Raw genomic sequence first — 16,903 nt, forward strand, 5'->3', positions numbered from 1 at the left:
CGAAAACTAAATGATCGAAGGGTTATTACATAGGGAGAAACTGTTTCTTTATTAGTGGGAAAGTTTCAGCGCCGGGTGAGTCCTGCGTCAGGTGGCGCCTCGATGTTTTTGCCCGGCTTTCCGTAAGCGCCGGTGACAGCCATAATTGCCGCTTAATCCTCGCCTGCTTCACTCGCCTTTTTTATCCACGGAGCACCCATGCACGTACTGGTTTGCGAAGACGATGAGCTGATCGCCAGCGGCATCGTTGCCGGTCTCACGGCTCAGGGTTTGACCGTTGAGCACGTCAACACTGCGTCGAAGGCGCGGGCGATGCTCAAGGTGGCTGAATTCGACGTGATGGTGCTCGATCTCGGCCTGCCAGACGAAGATGGCCTCAAATTGCTGCAACAACTGCGTCAGAGCGGCCTGGAAATTCCGGTGCTGATTCTGACCGCGCGCGACTCGGTCACCGACCGCGTTGACGGTTTGCAGGCCGGGGCTGACGATTACCTGCTCAAACCCTTCGATCTGCGGGAACTGTTCGCCCGCCTGCAAACCTTGTTGCGCCGAGTCGCCGGACGTAGTGTCAACCTGATCGAGCACGGCGCGCTGACGTACGATCCGAGCAGTCGCGAAACCACCCTGGCCGGGCAACCGGTGGACCTGTCGCGCCGTGAGCAATCGCTGTTGCAGGCGCTGCTGCACAATCGTGGCCGGGTGCTGTCTACCGAACAGTTGAAAGACAGTGTTTACGGTTTCAACGATGAGCTGGAAAGCAACGCGCTGAACGTGCACATCCATCACCTGCGCAGCAAACTGGGCAAGGGCATCGTCGAAACCGTGCGCGGTCTGGGCTATCGCCTCGGCCCGGCCGACGGTGGAGATCAAGGCAAGTGATGAGTCTGCGACTGCGCCTGAGTCTGACCCTCGGCGCTGCGTTTGCGCTGATCTGGGCGCTGGCGGCGGCCTGGATGCTCAGTGACCTGCGCAATCAGATGATGTTTTCCCTCGACCAGCGTCTGGTGGCGTCGGCGCGCATGGTTGCCGGGCTGCTGGAACAGTTGCCGACACTGCCGAGCAAAGGCGAGGGCACGCATTTCAGTGCCGAACAACTGAATATCCCCGGTGGCATGGCCTGTCAGGTCAGTTCCTTGCGTGGGGAAATTCTTGCGCGCAGCCACAACAATCCCGAACAGGCGCTGGAAGCCGAGAAGATGGGCTTCCATGACCAGATGATCGACGGTGCGCCGTGGCGCAGTTTCACCCTCGCCCGGGGCGATGTGCGCATTACCACCGCCGACCGGCAGATCGAGCGCGAAGCCCTGAACATGTCGATCCTGCTGGCGGCATCGGTGCCGGTAGGCGTGGCGTTGCTGGGCTGCCTGTGCCTGTTGTGGCTGGGCATCGGCCAAGGGCTGGCGCCGCTCAATCGCCTGCGTGAAGCGCTGATGCGGCGCAATGCCGACTCGCTTGAGCCGTTGCAGATCCAGACCTTCCCCAGTGAACTGAAGCCGCTGCTCGAAACGCAAAACCAGTTGTTCCAGCGCATTGGCAAAACCATCGAGCGTGAACGCCGCCTGACCGGTGACGCGGCGCATGAACTGCGCAGTCCGCTGACGGCGATCAAGACGCACCTGCAAGTTGCGCGCATGACCGATGGCAGCGCCCGCGATCAGTCGCTGGCGCGAGCCGAGGAGGGTGCCGATCGCTTGCATCGTACCCTTGAGCAACTGCTGTTGCTGGCGCGGGTCGAGGGCAGTCTGTCGTTCGATGACGGCTCGCAATGCAGTGCCGAGCAAGTGGCACGCCTGGCGATTCAGGACGCCACGGGTGGTGAGCGCCTGCGCATCAAACTGCAACTACCGGCTGAGCTTTCTGCTGCACCGCTACAGATGCCGGCCGTGTTGTCGATTGCCGCGCTGCGCAATCTGCTCGACAACGCCCTGCGCCATACGCCCGAGGACTGTGCGGTTGAGCTGAGTCTGGAAACCATTGGCAACCGCGTACGTTTTGTCGTGCGCGACCATGGGCCGGGGATTGCGCCGGATGACCTGCAACATCTGACCCAGCGCTTCTGGCGCAACGGCCAGAGCACCGGATGTGGTCTCGGCCTGGCGATTGTCCAGGCGATCGTCCAGCGTTGTGACTGCGCCCTGCATTTCGACAGCCGCCCGGATGGCCTGCGCGTCGAACTGACCATGCCGTTGCAACCTTTCTGATTCCAGTAGAGCCTGTGTAGGAGCTGCCGAACGCTGCGATCTTTTGATTTTGTTTTTCAAGATCAAGATCAAAAGATCGCAGCCTTCGGCAGCTCCTACAGGAAATCGCGCCAGACACATTAAATGTAACTTCTCGGCGTTCGCTATCCGGCCCGGGTGGGGGTAAGGTCAGCGCAGCTTTGACTCAATGGATTGAGGGAACTGCGCCATGGAAGCACCCATCTGTATCCGACCGGCCACACTGGCCGACGCCGGTATCATCAGCCGCATCATCGAACGTTCGATCCGCATCGGATGTGCGCTCGATCACCGTAACGATTCATCACTCGTCCGCCAATGGATCGGCCTGCAATCCGCCGATTTTATCACTGCTCGACTGGCCGATCCGCACTTCTATCTCTGCATTGCGTTGTTGGCGGACAAACCGGTCGGTGTCGGCATGGCTCGGGCCAGCGGCGACATTTTGCTGTGTTACGTCCAGCCAGAGTCATTTCGTCGCGGCGTCGGGCGGGCGCTGATGCGGGATCTGGAAGGCTGGTTACGGGTTCGCGGTGTTTTTCACGCTGATCTCAACAGCACGCGCACCGGCCGTGCATTTTATCGGCGTCTGGGCTATCACGAGTCAGCGTCGTCCCTCGAATACCACGGCTTGCATACCCTGCCCATGCACAAGTTGCTGGCAACGCATGGCTGACAACTCGATCACGGGCTAAATCCTCAGGCCCCTTAAGCGTTTCCAGAACAGGAAAACCAGCAAGTGCGCCCCGCGATCGGAATGCGCACCTGTCCGGTGTGCTGTTTTGGTCACTATCCATAGCCAATTGAGGGGTCGAGAGATGTCAGTCGCCACCAGCCTTATCGAAGAGTCGTCGGCCCGGGTTACTTCGGCGCCGACCGAAACGCTGTACCAGTTCAACGAATCGCCATTGCTGGCCCGTCAGGCCCGGCAGGAATCCAACGCCCGCAGCTATCCACGACGTATTCCTTTGGCACTGAAGCGCGCCAAAGGTCTGTATGTCGAAGACGTTGAAGGGCGCACTTTCATCGACTGCCTCGCTGGCGCCGGCACGCTGGCGCTGGGGCATAATCACCCGGTGGTGATCGAAGCGATCCAGCAGGTGCTGGCCGATGAGTTGCCGCTGCACACCCTCGACCTGACCACGCCGGTCAAGGATCAGTTTGTCCAGGATCTGTTCGGTTTGCTGCCTTCGGCCCTTGCGGCTGAAGCGAAAATCCAGTTCTGCGGCCCGACCGGGACCGATGCCGTGGAAGCGGCATTGAAGCTGGTACGCACGGCGACCGGGCGCAGCACCGTGCTGTCTTTCTCCGGTGGTTACCACGGCATGAGCCAGGGTGCGTTGAGCCTGATGGGCAGCCTTGGGCCGAAAAAGCCGCTTGGCGCGCTGCTCAGCAGTGGCGTGCAGTTCATGCCGTTTCCGTATGACTACCGTTGCCCGTTCGGCCTTGGTGGCGCGGCGGGCGTAAAGGCCAACCTGAGTTACCTGGAAAACCTGCTCAACGACCCGGAAGCCGGCGTGCAACTGCCCGCTGCGGTAATCGTCGAGGCGGTGCAGGGCGAGGGCGGCGTGATTCCGGCGGACATCGAGTGGCTGCGCGGCTTGCGGCGGATCACCGAGAAGGCCGGTGTGGCGCTGATCGTCGACGAGATCCAGAGCGGTTTCGCCCGCACCGGCAAGATGTTTGCTTTCGAACACGCTGGCATCACCCCGGATGTGGTGGTGTTGTCCAAAGCCATCGGCGGCAGCCTGCCGTTGGCCGTCGTGGTCTATCGCGACTGGCTCGACACCTGGCAGCCGGGCGCGCACGCCGGCACGTTCCGTGGCAATCAGATGGCCATGGCGGCAGGCTCCGCGGTGATGCGTTACCTGGTTGAGCACAAGGTCTGCGAACACGCTGCTGCCATGGGCGAGCGCCTTAGCGAACACCTGCAACTCCTGCAACGCGACTTCCCGCAACTGGGCGACATTCGTGGTCGTGGGCTGATGCTCGGGGTAGAGCTTGTCGAGCCGAACGGCCCGCTGGATGCGCTCGGTCATCCGCCGGCGTTTGCGCGACTGGCGCCGCTGGTACAGCGCGAATGCCTCAAGCGTGGGCTGATTCTGGAACTGGGCGGTCGGCATGGCGCGGTGGTGCGTTTCCTCCCACCGCTGGTGATCACTGCCGCCGAAATCGACCGCGTCGCGGAGATCTTTGGTCGCGCTTTGGCCGCCGCCACCGCGTCGCTGTAAATTTTTCGCCGCGCCGAACGTTCTTTCTACATACCCGGCTGCACCCCTCGTGCAGCCCACCCTTACAACGATGGAGAACCAGCATGACGTCAGTATTCGACCGCGAGGACATCCTCTTTCAGGTCGTGGTCAACCACGAAGAGCAATACTCGATCTGGCCGGACTACAAAGCCGTGCCGGAAGGCTGGCGCACCGTGGGCAAGAGCGGCCTGAAAAAAGAGTGCCTGGCCTACATCGAAGAAGTCTGGACTGACATGCGTCCGCTGAGCCTGCGCCAGAAGATGGAAGGGCAGGCCGCCGCGCAATAAGCGCCCGGGCAAAAAGAAACCCGCTGGACTGGAAACAGTCAGCGGGTTTTTTTATTGCCTTGGATTTGTGTTGCCTTTCAGGGCCCCATCGCTGGCTTGCCAGCGAAGAACGATAACGCGGTTCCGGCTGAAATTACGCCCCGCTCAATCCCTTTAGCAGCAAATCAACATTGCCTTCCAGCTCCGCCACCGGATCCGCCGCATCCGTACTCAACACCACCAGACGACTCCCCGACTCGGCGATCGCCGCTTTCACCGGCTCCGATGGCTGCCGATGATGCAGCACCACCGCGACATCATTGTCCTTGAGCGTTGCCGTCAGCTTTTTAAGACCCTCAGCCGTCCACTCGGTATCAGGTCGTGGATCCTCGCCGATCAGCTCCAGATTGAGGCTGCCGATCAAATAGCCGAAATGATCGCTCAAACTCATCACACTCAGATTGTCCGCACTGGCCAGACGCGCTTCGCTATCCGCGCTGAGCTTCAACAGACGCTGCTTCAACGTCGCCAGATTCGCCTCGATTGCAGGCTTTGCGCTAGGTGCCAGGCGCACCAGATCCGCAGCCATCACGTCCGCCATGCGTCCCATGTTGTTGCTGGCCAGCCATGGCTGGCTGTTCAAGCCGTCGACCTTCAGATCCGGTTGCACGGCAATGCCCGGCAGGGCGCCGTCGACAGGGCGGGCCGCATCAACTTCGACGATGCGTATATTGCTGCGGCGGGCGATCGGGTACAACTGATCATCCGGCCACAGCGAGCGCACACCAATCACGGCATCGGCACCGGTTGCCAGTTTGCTCAGGGCCGGAGCGCCGCGCCCGGTGAAGTAGGCACTCTGACGACTGCCCGGCAGGTTTGCTGGTGCCGCCCGTTCGAGATTGACATCAGTGCCCTTGAGCAGCGCTTCTGCCAAGCCAAAGGTGATGGGCAACGAGGCCAGTACCTGCAGCGGTTTAGCTTTGTCGGCGGCCATCAACGGCGAGCAGACCACACCGCACAGGGTCATGGCCAAGGTCAGTTTTCGCAGTGAAAAAGTCATTTATCCAAGATTCCCTTTCAGACTCGGGACAACCCCGCGCGCAATGGCGGCGAGGGCGAAGGCAATGCCGGCGACCAGAATGATCGCGGCGCCGGATGGAATCGGCAGATCGAACACGATGGGCGCAAGAATCCCGCACAACGTGCTGACCGTGGCGATCAGCACCGAGCACCAGAAGAACCCTTTGAGTGACTGGCTGAGCAACCGCGCCGCTGCCGCTGGAATCACCAGCAGTGCACCGACCAGAATCGCGCCGATGACTTTCACTGCCGCCACGGTGATCAGCGTCACCAGAATCACGAACAGATAATCCAGGGTCTTCACCGCCACTCCACGCACCGCTGCCAGTTGCGGATTGAAGCTGGCGAGCATGATGCGGTTGTACAGCGGCAGGGCCAACGCCATGACCAGCGAGCCGACAATGGCCAGTACCGCCAGATCGTTACCGTTGACCGTCAGCACTGAGCCGAACAATACGTTTTCGAGAATGTGCACGTTGATCTTGCCCGCCAGAATCAACAGCAGGCTCGCGCCGAGTGCCAGCGACACCGACAGAAACACGCCGATCAAGGTATCGGGCGCCAGACCGGTGCGGTTGCGCAGGTAATTGAGCAGGATGCCGAACAGCAGGCAGTAACCGAACAGGCTGCCGTAGGGACCGGTGTAGGGCTCGCCGAGCAGGATGCCGATGGCCACACCGGTCAGCGCCGCGTGGCCCACCGCTTCGGAGAAAAACGCGAAGCGCTTGACCACCACCAGTGTGCCGAGGCCGCCGAGCACCGGGCCGATCAGCAGCCCGGCAAGCAACGCATTGACCACGAAACCGTAGGCCAGCGCTTCCGGCAGATAACCGGACGAGGCCCAGCCTTGCACCATCAAACGAAAGGCTTCGTAACTCATCAGGCAGCGCTCCGTGGATGGGTCGAGAACAGCGTCAGCAGTCGTTCCGGGGTCAGCGCCTGTTGTGGCGTGGCGTCGAACAGTACACGACGGTTCAGGCCAGTGACCCGATCGGCCAGGCGTCCGACCGCTTCCAGATCGTGCTCGATCCACAGCACGGTGATGCCCGCCGCGCGCCAGTCATTGAGCAGACGCTCGAACACCTGAATCCCGGCTTCATCGAGTGCCGACATCGGTTCATCCAGCACCAGCAATTGCGGCGCCGGAATCAAACCTTGTGCGAGCAGCACCCGCTGCCGTTCCCCGCCGGACAGCGCACCCATGCGCCGCTTGCGTTTGTCCTGCATGCCGACGCGTTCCAGCGCATCGCCAATGGCGCCGGCGTAACGCTTGCTCAAACCGAGAAACGCCGGGCGTCGCTGACACATCGCGGCCATGAAATCGTCAACGGTCAAAGGCAAACCGCGATCGAACTCCAACGCTTGCGGCACATAACCGATGGTTCCAGGTTCACCGGGCCATTGCAGGCTGAGCTGGCCCTGATGGGGCATTTGCCCGAGCAGGGTCTTGATCAGCGAACTCTTGCCGCCACCGTTGGGACCGACCAGCGCGTGTACGCTGCCGGGCTGTACCTGGAAGGTAACCTTGTCGAGAATCGTCGTGCGACCCAGGGTCAGAGAGACTTCCGCAAAATCCAGAGTCGGCCCACAGACCTTTGGGAGCGACGGTGCGACGATTCGACTTGCTCGCGAATGCGGTGTGTCATTCGATAAGGATGTTGGCTGACCCGACGCCTTCGCGAGCAAGCTCGCTCCCACAGGGGACTCGGTGTTTTCGGGGGAGAGGGTTTCTCTGGAAGTCATGCGCCAGACTCCTGAATCGCCCGCACCACGGTGTTAAGGTTGCCGGTCATTTCCTTTTCGTATTTGTCGGCGGTGTATTCGCCGTAGGAAATGTGCGACAGCGGATACAGCTTCACCCCGGACTCACGCTGGATCGTCTCGACGTAAGTGGAGGGGAAATCCATCTCCGAGAAGATCACTTTCACGTCCAGTTCACGCAGCTGGTCGATGGTCTTCTTCAACTGGCTTGGGCTTGGCTCGATGCCGTGCGCCGGTTCAACCACGGCGGTCACTTCCAGGCCGAACTCACGCAGCAGATAGTCGTAAGCGGCGTGCACTGTGGCCACGCGCAGTTCGGCGTTCGGTGCCTGGGTCAGTTTTGCCAGCGCGTCGGCGCGCATCTGGCGCAGGCGTTTGCCGTAGGCGCGGGCGTTCTGGGTGTAGGTCTTGGCGTTGTCCGGATCAAGTTTGCCCAGTTCGCGGGCGATGTTGTTGACCTGAGCGATGGAAGCGCTGATCGACAGGAACGTGTGCGGATTCACCACTTTGCCGGCGCCGCGTGCGGCAACGCCGGTGGCAGCCAGCAGCGGCACGTTCTCGTTGGCTTCGATGGTTTTGATGTTCGGCGTTTCGCTGGCGGCGATCATGCGGTCGGCGAAGTCGTCATGGCCAACGCCGTTGAGCACGATTACATCCAGCCCGCTGATGCGCTTGATGTCCTCGGCCCGTGGTTCGTAGGCGTGCGGGTTGAAGCCGGCGGGGATCAGCGGCACCACCTCGGCCTTGTCGCCGACGATGTTCGCCACATAGCTGTAATAAGGGTGCAGGGTAATGCCGATGCGCAGGCGTTTGGCCGGATCGGCGCTGACCAGCGGGCTCAGCAGACAGGCACAAAGACCTGCCAGAAACAAACGTAACAACGGACGGCGAGGCGATGAAATAGACATGGGCAAGCGGTCTTCTCTCGGAGGAGGGCGAGGAATCAATGGCGATGTTCGCGGGTAACCCCGGCATCGTATTGCGCGACGATCTGTTTCCAGCCGGCAGCGGACAGCGCCGCGTCGGTCAATTCGGTCGGCACTGGCAGACGGGCATCACGGTTGAGCCAGATGTCCGGAGCAGCCTTGTCATCGCTGCTCAGCAGCATGACGAATGAACCGGCGACGGCCGGGTTCTGGCTGTGGCCGAAATAAGCGCTGTTCGCCAGCAACTGCCAGGCATGACCGCCACGGCTGACCGAACTCGCATCCTGGGCAAACGGCGCAAAGCCGTCGTCGGCCAGACTTTGCGGTGTCGGCAGGGCTTGCTGTTCTTCGCGCAACAAGCGGATTTCATCGAGGGTCACCCGCAGGTCGGTGTAGATGCCTTGTTCCGATGCACTGAGGTCGCGGCGCGCGTCGAGTTGATTGGACGCAACCGGCTCAGGCTCATGAGAAACCCCGCGCCACGCGACCACAGAACCTGCGACTGCCAGAATCAACAGGCACAACAGCAGCACATTGAGGGTTTCATGACCGGCACCGGCCGGGCGTACGACTTGTGTGGTTGGCGTACTCATGGGGTTTCAATGTCCGCCTGGTCGATTTCCACCACATGGCCCGGGCCTGCGTCGAACAGCACGTAAAACTCGGCGCCAGGCTTCTTGAAGGTCAGCGTGGAATCTGCGCCGAGCTTGCCCGGCACCAGAATGGTTTCGTCATAACCAATCACATCAAGGGTCACCCCCGGCGCGCCGCTGCCGTCGGAGAAACCGCCAGTGCATTTGATCTGCTCGGCGTCGATGGCTGTGCATTCGCACATCGGGTTATGCGCCAGAGCGCTGGCACTGAATCCGGCGCCGAGCACCAGCAGCACGGCGCTCAGCCGCAGGCGAAAAGGGCGTTGCGAGCAAGTCATGGTTTGACTCCTTGTTTGTTCAGCCAGGCGAAGGTGGCGGGGGAGGCCTGACTCAGGGGAATCGAAGCCTGATGCATGCTGCCGTCCCAGCCTTCCATGGTGATCCACAGTTCAGCGTCGGGTCTGGTCTTCTCCGGGATCGGCATTTGCGTGCCCATGCGGTAAGGCGTGCCGAAGAAAATCGTACCGGCGGCGCGCAGGCTGCGTGGCTTGCCGATGCGCAGGTAAGTAGCCTTGACCTGCTCGACACAGGCATCGCACAGGGCGGCGCTGAAATCTTTCATGTAACCGGCCGGGCCGGTGAGCACCGGCGCTTCGTTGCGCAATTCGGCCAGGCGCAGGCTCCATGGGCCGACCTGAATATTGCCGATTTCATGTTGGCCCAGGCCGCTGTCACCGCGAAACAGCGAGGCGTCGGCGAAGTACTTGGGCATGAACCCAAGCGGGATCAACAGCAGCAGGACATTGATGTGGAAGCGCCATTTGTGCCAGAAGTGTGCGAGGCGAGAAGGCTGTGCCTTGGTGGTGGACTTGCTCACAGGCTGGCCTCCGAGGTTTCACGGCTCATGGCCGGTTGTGCCTTGATGCGGTTGTTCCTGTCTTCGCGCTTCAGCGCATTGGCGGTGGCCAGGGCGGTGCGTTTGGTCCAGATCAACAAACCACTGAGAATCATCAGGCTCAGGATCAAACCGAAGAAGAACCAGATCAGCTTGATCCAGATGCCACCGAAGTCGCCGGTGTGCAGCGGCCGCATGGACTCGGTGACGAACTCCAGCGACGAGCGATCGGACAGCAGACGCGAAGCGGCGATATCGCCGTTGTACGGATTGAGCGTGGCGGTCTGGAACATCAGCGGATACCAGCCGCGACCGCCGACGCTCATGTGGCTGTAGGCATTGCCCGGCAGACTGACGAAACTGGCTTCCAGCCCGGGAATCTTCTCTTGCGCGAGCTCGACGGCACGGTCCAGGCTGATCCGTGGCGGTGGCGTGCCGGCGGCAGAGATCGGCACGCTTTCGCGGGACATGGCCGGAATGATCGGCTCGCTGGAGATGGCGATCTGGTTGTCGAACAGAATCGCCCGAATCAGAAACCAGATCCCGGTGATGGAAATCACCGCAATGAACCAGATCGACCAGATACCGCACAAGCGATGGAAGTCACCCCAGAAGATTCGTGCGCCATGACGCACGCGCAGGGTCGGACGCAGAAAACCTTTCCAGAAGCGCTTGTAGACCACCAGCCCGGTGATCAGCGAGACCAGCATCGGCACGCCGAGGAACGACACCAGATACCAGCCCCAACTGAATCCGTTGGTGAACGGCACCAGCCACCAGCCGTGCAGGGCGCGGGTGAAGGCTTTGAAATCGAAGGTTGGCGCGGGGCCCTGAATCACCCCAGTGTAAGGATTGACGTAGACCGTCTGTGAGCGGCCGTCCGGATAGCTGACCGCAACGTCGAGCGCGAAGTGTGATTCGTCGGGGCGACTGATGCTTTCAACGAGGGTCTGCGGTTCGGCTTTTTTGATCGCCGCCATGATCTGGTCATAGCTGAGCAGCGGCGCATCGTCCGCAGGCTGGCTGGCGCGCATCTGCGGGTTGGCCAGCCAGACGATTTCCTGACTGACCACCGCCAGTGTGCCGGTGACACAGACGATCAGGACAAAGAACCAGATCGGTAACGCCAGCCAGCTATGAACGAGGAACCACAGTTTGGAGCGGGATTTCTTCGACATGATTGCGCGTCTTGATAGCGGTGAAAGGGCGCGTGGCTACGGGCTTCGCAGCACGGGGACCCCGAAAGACCGGACGTGGCTTTTGCCTACGCGAACGGCCTGCATCTATATAGGACGGATGAGCGCGGAAAATCCCGAAAGGCGATATGAAAGCAAATGTTTCCCAATTCGCAGGGTGTGACGAGATCCCACAGTAGGAGCTGCGGCACGCTGCGATCTTTTGATCTTGATCTTTAAAAACAAGATCAAAAGATCGCAGCCTCGTTGCACTCGACAGCTCCTACAGGGTTTTGCTGCGTGCATGGGATCAAACACGATTCATGATCCACGCCATCACTGTCTGCCAATTGATGGCCGATCCGCGCTGCCTATGATGGGAATCACCTGATTTCCCTGAGTGAGCGCCTTGATGACCGCCAGAACCCTCTACGACAAACACATCGATTCGCACACGGTCTGCCGCCTCGACGATCAGGGCCATGTCCTGTTGTATATCGATCGTCAGGTGATCAACGAATACACCAGCCCGCAGGCCTTCAGCGGATTGCGTGCCGCCGGGCGCGAGGTCTGGCGGCCGGGCACGGCGCTGGCGGTGGTCGATCACGTCAACCCGACCACGCCTGTGCGCATCGCGGCAATGCCCGATGCCGGCGGCGCCCGGCAAGTATCCTATCTGGCGGAAAACTGCCGGGACTTTGGCATCGAGTTGCTGGACATCCTCGACAAACGTCAGGGCATCGAACACGTGATCGCGCCCGAGCAGGGTTTCATTCTGCCCGGCATGGTCATCGCCGCCGGTGACAGCCATACCACCACCTATGGCGCACTTGGCGCCTTCGGTTTCGGCATCGGCACCTCCGAGATCGAACACCTGCTGGCCTCGCAGACGCTGGTCTACAAACGCCTGAAAAGTATGCGCGTCACCGTCGACGGCGACCTGGCTCCGGGCTTGACGTCAAAAGACGTGATCATGGCGCTGATCGGTCGCATCGGCGCGTCCGGGGCCAGCGGTTACGCGATCGAGTTCTGCGGCTCGACCATCGACGCCCTCAGCGTTGAGGCGCGCATGACCATCTGCAACATGGCCGTCGAGGCTGGCGCGCGCGGGGCATTCATGGCGCCGGATGACAAGGTCTTCGCCTATCTCAAGGGCAAGCCGCGCGCGCCGCAAGGGGCGCTGTGGGAACAAGGCGTGAAGAAGTGGCGTGAACTGCGCAGTGATCCCGGTGCGCTGTTTGATCGTGAGATTCACCTTGATGCCAGTGTGCTGGAACCGATGGTCACCTGGGGCACCAGCCCCGATCAGGCTGCCGCGATCGGTGCGCGGGTGCCGGATCCGCAAGCAATCAGCGATCCGATCCTGCGCCAGGACATGCGCCGCGCCCTCAACTATATGGGCCTGGAAGCGGGCATGGCGCTCAGCGACATCGTTATCAGCCACGCCTTTATCGGTTCGTGCACCAACGCGCGAATCGAAGATCTTCGGGATGCCGCCAGCGTCGTGCGCGGTCAGCAGGTGGCCGGGCATGTGCGCGCGATGATTGTCCCCGGCTCCAGCGAAGTTCGCGCGCAGGCCGAGGCCGAGGGGCTGGCGCAGATCTTTATCGACGCCGGATTCGAATGGCGCCAGTCCGGCTGCTCGATGTGTCTAGCGATGAACGACGATGTCCTCGCGCCCGGCGACCGCTGCGCATCCAGCACCAACCGCAACTTTGAAGGTCGTCAGGGCGCCGGCGCGCGCACTCATCTGATGAGCCCGGCCATGGTTGCCGCCGCTGCGATCAGCGGTCGACTCACCGATATCCGCCACTTTGGAGTACGCCCATGAGCCTGCAACCTTTCACTCTGGTCAGCGGTCAGGCCGCGCCGTTATTGGCGGCCAATGTCGACACTGACGTGATCATGCCCAAGCAGTTCCTCAAAGGCATTGATCGTCAGGGACTCGATCGCGGCTTGTTTTTCGATTTGAGGTTTCTGCGCGATGGCAGCCCCAACCCCGATTTCGTGTTGAACAGACCGGCGTGGCAGGGCGCGAGTTTTCTGCTGGTCGGGCCGAATTTTGGCTGCGGTTCCAGCCGCGAACACGCGGTCTGGGGCTTGCAGCAAATGGGTATTCGCGCCTTGATCGGCAGCAGTTTCGCCGGGATCTTCTACGACAATTGCCAGCGTAACGGGGTGTTGTTGATCACCCTGGATGAAGCGCAGGTGCAACGCATCGGACAGCTTGTCGGTCAGGCTGAAACGGCGCGGATCAGTATTGATTTAGAGACGCAGCAGATTGGCCTGGCGGATGGCAGCGTAATCGACTTTCAGATCGACACCCTGCGCAAGACTGCGTTGATCCTCGGTCTGGATGCTATCGGCAGTACCTTGCAACGGCGCGAGCAGATCAAAACCTTCGAACGCGAACATCTGGCCAACAACCCTTGGCTCTCCTGACCCACACTAATCCCCTTGTAGGAGTGAGCCTGCTCGCGATAGCGGTGGATCAGTCAGAATTGTTGTATCTGACACACCGCTATCGCGAGCAGGCTCACTCCTACATGGTTTTTGTGGTGTTTTGAGCTATAGCGACAGGCTTTTGAAATGCGCCTGCAAAAACTCCACACACGCGCGCAACTTCCCCGAATGCGCCAGGCGCGTCGGGTACACTGCCCAGACATTGGCACTCTGGCTGTAATCCTCCAGCACCTGCACCAAGCGTCCTTGCTCCAACAGCGGCTTCACATCCCACAACGAGCGCAACAACACCCCGCGCCCGTCCAGTGCCCACTGCAAAACAATCTCGCCATTGTTTGACGACAACGGCCCGCTGACGCGCACGCTCTCTTGTCCGCTATCACGATCCAGATTCCAGATACCGAAGGCGTTGTCGCGCTCCTTGATCACCAGGCAATCGTGCTGCTGCAGTTCGTCCAGCGTCTGCGGCGTGCCGCGACGTTGCAGATAACCCGGGGCGGCGCACAGCACGCGCCGGTTGCTGGCCAGACATCGGCCGATGTGCTGGCCGGGAATGTCGTCACCAACGCGGATCTCCAGATCGAAGCCTTCATTGATGATGTCCACCACCCGGTCAAACAGGTCGAGGCGAATCTCCAGTTCTGGATAACGTTCGGCCAGCAACGACACCGCCGGGGCCACGTGATTGCGACCGAAACCGAAGCTGCTACAAATGTGCAAACGCCCACGCGGGCTGTCGTGGGCGTCGGACAATTCGTCGTGTAGTTGCTGGAAATCATCGAGAATGCGCAACGCCCAGCGCTGCACCCGTTCACCGTCCTCGGTCAGCGAGACGCGACGGCTGGTGCGGTGCAGCAGGCGAGTGCCAAGGGTGGTTTCAAGAATCTGGATGCGCTTGCTGACATAGGCCGGCGACAGGCCCAGTTCATCCGCAGCGGCGGCAAAGCCATTCTTGCGGATCACGGTGAGCAGCACACGCAGGTCTTCGGGCAGGGGCACGGTGTCTTTCTTCTGGGACATGTCAAAACGAACACTGGCGGCAGAAGCCGCCAGCATAGCACCGAGATCCGACGGCTCGACTCAGCGCAAAAAGGCCAGTGCTTCGGCGAGCAACGGTTCGGGGATTTCTTCGGCAATGTAATGGCCGGCGGGCAAGGCCTGGCCGCTGACGTTGGTCGCCACTTGCTGCCACTCCTTGAGCGGATCGAAGCAGCGTCCGACCGTGCCTTCGGCGCCCCACAACACGCGCAGTGGCAGACTCAGGTGACGCCCGGCAGCGATGTCGGCGCGGTCGTGTTCAAGATCAATGCCGGCGCTGGCGCGATAGTCTTCGCAGATGCCGCGAGCGCTGCCCGGTTGCTGCAGGCAGCGCAGGTATTCGCCGAAGGCTGCATCGGTAAATGGCTTGAGCCCGGCGCTGCGACTGCCCATGACGCTGCGCAAATACGCTTCGGGATCGGCTTCGAGCAAGGTTTCCGGCAGTGGCGCCGGGCGGATCAGGAAGAACCAGTGCCAATACGCGCGGGCGAAGGCTTCGTTGGTTTGCGCGTACATCGATAGGGTCGGGGCGATGTCGAGCAGCATCATGCGCTGCACGGCGTCGGGGTGGTCGAGCGCCAGGCGGTGGGCGACCCGCGCGCCACGGTCGTGAGCGAGGATCGAAAACTGCTCGAAGCCCAGCGACTGCATCAACTCGACATTGTCGCGGGCCATTTCGCGTTTCGAGTAATTAACGTGCAACTCATCGGCCGCCGGGCGACTGCTGTCACCGTAACCACGCAGGTCAGCGGCGACCACGGTGAAGTGTTCGGCCAGTTGTTCGGCAATCTTGTGCCAGATCACGTGGGTCTGCGGGTGCCCGTGCAACAGCAGCAGGCCCGGGCCGCTGCCGCCGAGGCGGTAGGCGATGTCGACGCCGTTGACGTGGCGCTGGTCTTTGCGGAATCCGGCAAACATCGGGCTGATCCTTTTTCAGGGTTCTTGTTGGCTGCATCCTGAAATCGTCCGGCGTTCGCGGCAAGGGGCAAAGCGTGGTGGGCCGGTTCATGAAGTGTGTTCGTGGAGTTTTGTGTTGCCTGTGCCGGCCCCTTCGCGAGCAAGCTCGCTCCCACAGGAATTTTCGGTGTGACCACTATCCATGCCACCCAACGAAACCCTGTGGGAGCGAGCTTGCTCGCGAAAGGGCCAGCCCAGACAACCAAGAAGCTAGCCTTGGCTGAACATCTCCATCGCCCGCTGCTTGATCTGCTCTTCAGTCAGATCCTCCTTGCGCGAGGCCAGAAACCACAGATGCCCATACGGATCCTTCAACGTCCCGCTGCGATCCCCGTAGAACTGATCCTTGACCTCGGCCACCGCCGTCGCGCCGGCCTCCAGCGCCCGTTGGAACGATTTGTCGACATCGGTCACATACAGATGCAAACCGACTGACACGGCTTTATCAGGACTGCTCAACGGCCCCTGATCACACGGCGAACCGAGCATGATCGCGCTGTCACCAATGCGCAGTTCGGCGTGGCCGATGCCGCCGTCGGGCATGGTCAGGCGCATGACTTCGGTGGCACCGAAGGCTTTTTTATAGAAATCGATGGCCTCGGCGGCTTTGTGGATGCCGAGATACGGGGTAATGCTGTGATACCCCTCGGGAATGGGTTTGACGCTCATGACGTTCTCCCTGATTTTTGTTCTATGAGATGTGGCTCCACCGGATTTGTGGAAGATTCACTATAGAACTGTCCTCGCCGTGCAAATTTTTGCCCGACGAGCGTCAGTCTTTGGGAAAGTGCGGCCCCGGTCCCTGTTCACCCAGCACATCCCCCTGATTGCGCAGCGGGCAGGCCTCCATCGACAAGCAGCCGCAACCAATGCAGCCATTGAGCCGATCGCGCAGTAGCGTCAATTGCTCGATTCGCTCATCCAGCTCCCGGCGCCATTGCTGCGAGAGGAATTTCCAGTCCGCCGCGGTAGGCGCACGATCGTCCGGAAGAATCTTCAGCGCTTCGCCAATTTCCGCCAATGGAATCCCCAGCCGCTGCGCGACTTTGATCAACGCCACCCGACGCAGCACTTCGCGCGGATAACGTCGTTGGTTGCCGGCATTGCGCTGACTCTTGATCAACCCCTTGGCTTCATAAAAGTGCAGGGCGGTTACTGCGACGCCGCTGCGCGCCGCGACTTCGCCAACCGTTAACTGTTTGTGCACATTTTCTTTGCTGATCATTTGAAGACAGCTCTTGACCTTGACTTAACTGGAGGTTTTACCCTGCAGGTCTT

Annotated in this window: 19 protein-coding genes; 7 read left to right on the forward strand and 12 right to left on the reverse strand. The window is 61.0% G+C overall.

Annotated elements, in window-relative coordinates; translation table 11 throughout:
• Positions 1-198 precede the first annotated feature (198 nt).
• The 5 genes from FGA82_RS13235 to FGA82_RS13255 all read left to right on the forward strand — a co-directional run bounded on the left by FGA82_RS13235 (position 199) and on the right by FGA82_RS13255 (position 4,758).
• Positions 199-879: a response regulator gene (locus FGA82_RS13235; protein ID WP_007908710.1), complete on the forward strand. Its 681-nt coding sequence runs from the start codon at positions 199-201 to the stop codon at positions 877-879.
• Entirely contained in the window at positions 879-2,201 is a 1,323-nt protein-coding gene (locus FGA82_RS13240; protein WP_141127409.1) for an ATP-binding protein, read from the forward strand. The genes FGA82_RS13235 and FGA82_RS13240 overlap by 1 nt, the downstream gene beginning before the upstream one ends.
• Positions 2,202-2,409: 208 nt before the next feature.
• Positions 2,410-2,895 carry a GNAT family N-acetyltransferase gene (locus FGA82_RS13245; protein ID WP_141127410.1) on the forward strand — a complete coding sequence of 162 codons (486 nt, stop codon included), beginning with the start codon at positions 2,410-2,412 and terminating at the stop codon, positions 2,893-2,895.
• Between the two features lie 142 nt (positions 2,896-3,037).
• On the forward strand, positions 3,038-4,450 hold the full coding sequence (locus tag FGA82_RS13250) for an aspartate aminotransferase family protein (protein ID WP_141127411.1): 1,413 nt from the start codon (positions 3,038-3,040) through the stop codon (positions 4,448-4,450).
• A gap of 83 nt (positions 4,451-4,533) precedes the next feature.
• On the forward strand, positions 4,534-4,758 hold the full coding sequence (locus FGA82_RS13255; RefSeq protein ID WP_003226665.1) for an MbtH family protein: 225 nt from the start codon (positions 4,534-4,536) through the stop codon (positions 4,756-4,758).
• 133 nt (positions 4,759-4,891) lie between these two features.
• Here FGA82_RS13255 and FGA82_RS13260 read toward each other — a convergent pair whose 3' ends face one another.
• Genes FGA82_RS13260 through FGA82_RS13295 form a run of 8 tightly spaced genes read right to left on the reverse strand, consistent with a single transcriptional unit; the run spans position 4,892 to position 11,170 of the window.
• On the reverse strand, positions 4,892-5,797 hold the full coding sequence (locus tag FGA82_RS13260; protein WP_141127412.1) for a metal ABC transporter substrate-binding protein: 906 nt from the start codon (positions 5,795-5,797) through the stop codon (positions 4,892-4,894).
• A complete protein-coding gene (locus FGA82_RS13265) occupies positions 5,798-6,697 on the reverse strand; it encodes a metal ABC transporter permease (protein ID WP_007917717.1) in 900 nt (299 codons plus the stop codon).
• Entirely contained in the window at positions 6,697-7,560 is an 864-nt protein-coding gene (locus FGA82_RS13270; protein ID WP_141127413.1) for a metal ABC transporter ATP-binding protein, read from the reverse strand. Before FGA82_RS13270 ends, FGA82_RS13265 begins: the two co-directional genes overlap by 1 nt.
• On the reverse strand, positions 7,557-8,486 hold the full coding sequence (locus FGA82_RS13275) for a metal ABC transporter substrate-binding protein (protein ID WP_141127414.1): 930 nt from the start codon (positions 8,484-8,486) through the stop codon (positions 7,557-7,559). Before FGA82_RS13275 ends, FGA82_RS13270 begins: the two co-directional genes overlap by 4 nt.
• A 35-nt stretch (positions 8,487-8,521) precedes the next feature.
• Positions 8,522-9,097 carry a DUF6162 family protein gene (locus FGA82_RS13280; protein WP_141127415.1) on the reverse strand — a complete coding sequence of 192 codons (576 nt, stop codon included), beginning with the start codon at positions 9,095-9,097 and terminating at the stop codon, positions 8,522-8,524.
• Positions 9,094-9,435: a hypothetical protein gene (locus FGA82_RS13285; protein ID WP_141127416.1), complete on the reverse strand. Its 342-nt coding sequence runs from the start codon at positions 9,433-9,435 to the stop codon at positions 9,094-9,096. Before FGA82_RS13285 ends, FGA82_RS13280 begins: the two co-directional genes overlap by 4 nt.
• On the reverse strand, positions 9,432-9,974 hold the full coding sequence (locus FGA82_RS13290; protein ID WP_141127417.1) for a thiamine pyrophosphate-binding protein: 543 nt from the start codon (positions 9,972-9,974) through the stop codon (positions 9,432-9,434). The genes FGA82_RS13285 and FGA82_RS13290 overlap by 4 nt, the downstream gene beginning before the upstream one ends.
• Entirely contained in the window at positions 9,971-11,170 is a 1,200-nt protein-coding gene (locus tag FGA82_RS13295) for a PepSY-associated TM helix domain-containing protein (protein ID WP_141127418.1), read from the reverse strand. The genes FGA82_RS13290 and FGA82_RS13295 overlap by 4 nt, the downstream gene beginning before the upstream one ends.
• A 409-nt stretch (positions 11,171-11,579) precedes the next feature.
• Here FGA82_RS13295 and leuC point away from each other — a divergent pair, with 409 nt between their 5' ends.
• Together leuC and leuD are read left to right on the forward strand one after the other, a co-directional pair.
• Complete coding sequence (gene leuC, locus FGA82_RS13300) at positions 11,580-12,998, forward strand: 3-isopropylmalate dehydratase large subunit (protein ID WP_141127419.1); 1,419 nt, start codon at positions 11,580-11,582, stop codon at positions 12,996-12,998.
• On the forward strand, positions 12,995-13,609 hold the full coding sequence (gene leuD / locus FGA82_RS13305) for a 3-isopropylmalate dehydratase small subunit (RefSeq protein ID WP_141127420.1): 615 nt from the start codon (positions 12,995-12,997) through the stop codon (positions 13,607-13,609). The genes leuC and leuD overlap by 4 nt, the downstream gene beginning before the upstream one ends.
• 126 nt (positions 13,610-13,735) lie before the next feature.
• Here the strand turns inward: leuD and ttdR are convergent, their stop codons facing one another.
• From ttdR to soxR, 4 genes are all read right to left on the reverse strand, one after another.
• Positions 13,736-14,686, reverse strand: coding sequence for an L-tartrate utilization transcriptional activator TtdR (gene ttdR, locus FGA82_RS13315; RefSeq protein ID WP_141127421.1), 951 nt, complete (start codon positions 14,684-14,686; stop codon positions 13,736-13,738).
• Positions 14,687-14,710: 24 nt separating this feature from the next.
• Entirely contained in the window at positions 14,711-15,586 is an 876-nt protein-coding gene (locus FGA82_RS13320) for an alpha/beta fold hydrolase (protein ID WP_141127422.1), read from the reverse strand.
• A 249-nt stretch (positions 15,587-15,835) separates the two neighbouring features.
• On the reverse strand, positions 15,836-16,294 hold the full coding sequence (locus FGA82_RS13325) for a VOC family protein (protein ID WP_141127423.1): 459 nt from the start codon (positions 16,292-16,294) through the stop codon (positions 15,836-15,838).
• Positions 16,295-16,397: 103 nt separating this feature from the next.
• Entirely contained in the window at positions 16,398-16,850 is a 453-nt protein-coding gene (soxR, locus tag FGA82_RS13330; protein WP_141127424.1) for a redox-sensitive transcriptional activator SoxR, read from the reverse strand.
• Positions 16,851-16,903 lie beyond the last annotated feature (53 nt).

This window comes from Pseudomonas fluorescens (assembly GCF_005938625.1).
GTDB lineage: Bacteria > Pseudomonadota > Gammaproteobacteria > Pseudomonadales > Pseudomonadaceae > Aquipseudomonas > Aquipseudomonas fluorescens_BD.

Bases quoted from the DNA above. Each gene is read 5' to 3' on its own strand.
- FGA82_RS13270 (WP_141127413.1), bottom strand. From the start codon at position 7,560: ATGACTTCCAGAGAAACCCTCTCCCCCGAAAACACCGAGTCCCCTGTG.
- FGA82_RS13240 (WP_141127409.1), top strand. From the start codon at position 879: ATGAGTCTGCGACTGCGCCTGAGTCTGACCCTCGGCGCTGCGTTTGCG.
- FGA82_RS13255 (WP_003226665.1), top strand. From the start codon at position 4,534: ATGACGTCAGTATTCGACCGCGAGGACATCCTCTTTCAGGTCGTGGTC.
- leuC (WP_141127419.1), top strand. From the start codon at position 11,580: ATGACCGCCAGAACCCTCTACGACAAACACATCGATTCGCACACGGTC.
- FGA82_RS13275 (WP_141127414.1), bottom strand. From the start codon at position 8,486: ATGTCTATTTCATCGCCTCGCCGTCCGTTGTTACGTTTGTTTCTGGCA.
- FGA82_RS13250 (WP_141127411.1), top strand. From the start codon at position 3,038: ATGTCAGTCGCCACCAGCCTTATCGAAGAGTCGTCGGCCCGGGTTACT.
- FGA82_RS13285 (WP_141127416.1), bottom strand. From the start codon at position 9,435: ATGACTTGCTCGCAACGCCCTTTTCGCCTGCGGCTGAGCGCCGTGCTG.
- FGA82_RS13265 (WP_007917717.1), bottom strand. From the start codon at position 6,697: ATGAGTTACGAAGCCTTTCGTTTGATGGTGCAAGGCTGGGCCTCGTCC.
- FGA82_RS13325 (WP_141127423.1), bottom strand. From the start codon at position 16,294: ATGAGCGTCAAACCCATTCCCGAGGGGTATCACAGCATTACCCCGTAT.
- FGA82_RS13320 (WP_141127422.1), bottom strand. From the start codon at position 15,586: ATGTTTGCCGGATTCCGCAAAGACCAGCGCCACGTCAACGGCGTCGAC.
- FGA82_RS13235 (WP_007908710.1), top strand. From the start codon at position 199: ATGCACGTACTGGTTTGCGAAGACGATGAGCTGATCGCCAGCGGCATC.
- leuD (WP_141127420.1), top strand. From the start codon at position 12,995: ATGAGCCTGCAACCTTTCACTCTGGTCAGCGGTCAGGCCGCGCCGTTA.
- FGA82_RS13245 (WP_141127410.1), top strand. From the start codon at position 2,410: ATGGAAGCACCCATCTGTATCCGACCGGCCACACTGGCCGACGCCGGT.
- ttdR (WP_141127421.1), bottom strand. From the start codon at position 14,686: ATGCTGGCGGCTTCTGCCGCCAGTGTTCGTTTTGACATGTCCCAGAAG.
- FGA82_RS13260 (WP_141127412.1), bottom strand. From the start codon at position 5,797: ATGACTTTTTCACTGCGAAAACTGACCTTGGCCATGACCCTGTGCGGT.
- FGA82_RS13295 (WP_141127418.1), bottom strand. From the start codon at position 11,170: ATGTCGAAGAAATCCCGCTCCAAACTGTGGTTCCTCGTTCATAGCTGG.
- soxR (WP_141127424.1), bottom strand. From the start codon at position 16,850: ATGATCAGCAAAGAAAATGTGCACAAACAGTTAACGGTTGGCGAAGTC.
- FGA82_RS13280 (WP_141127415.1), bottom strand. From the start codon at position 9,097: ATGAGTACGCCAACCACACAAGTCGTACGCCCGGCCGGTGCCGGTCAT.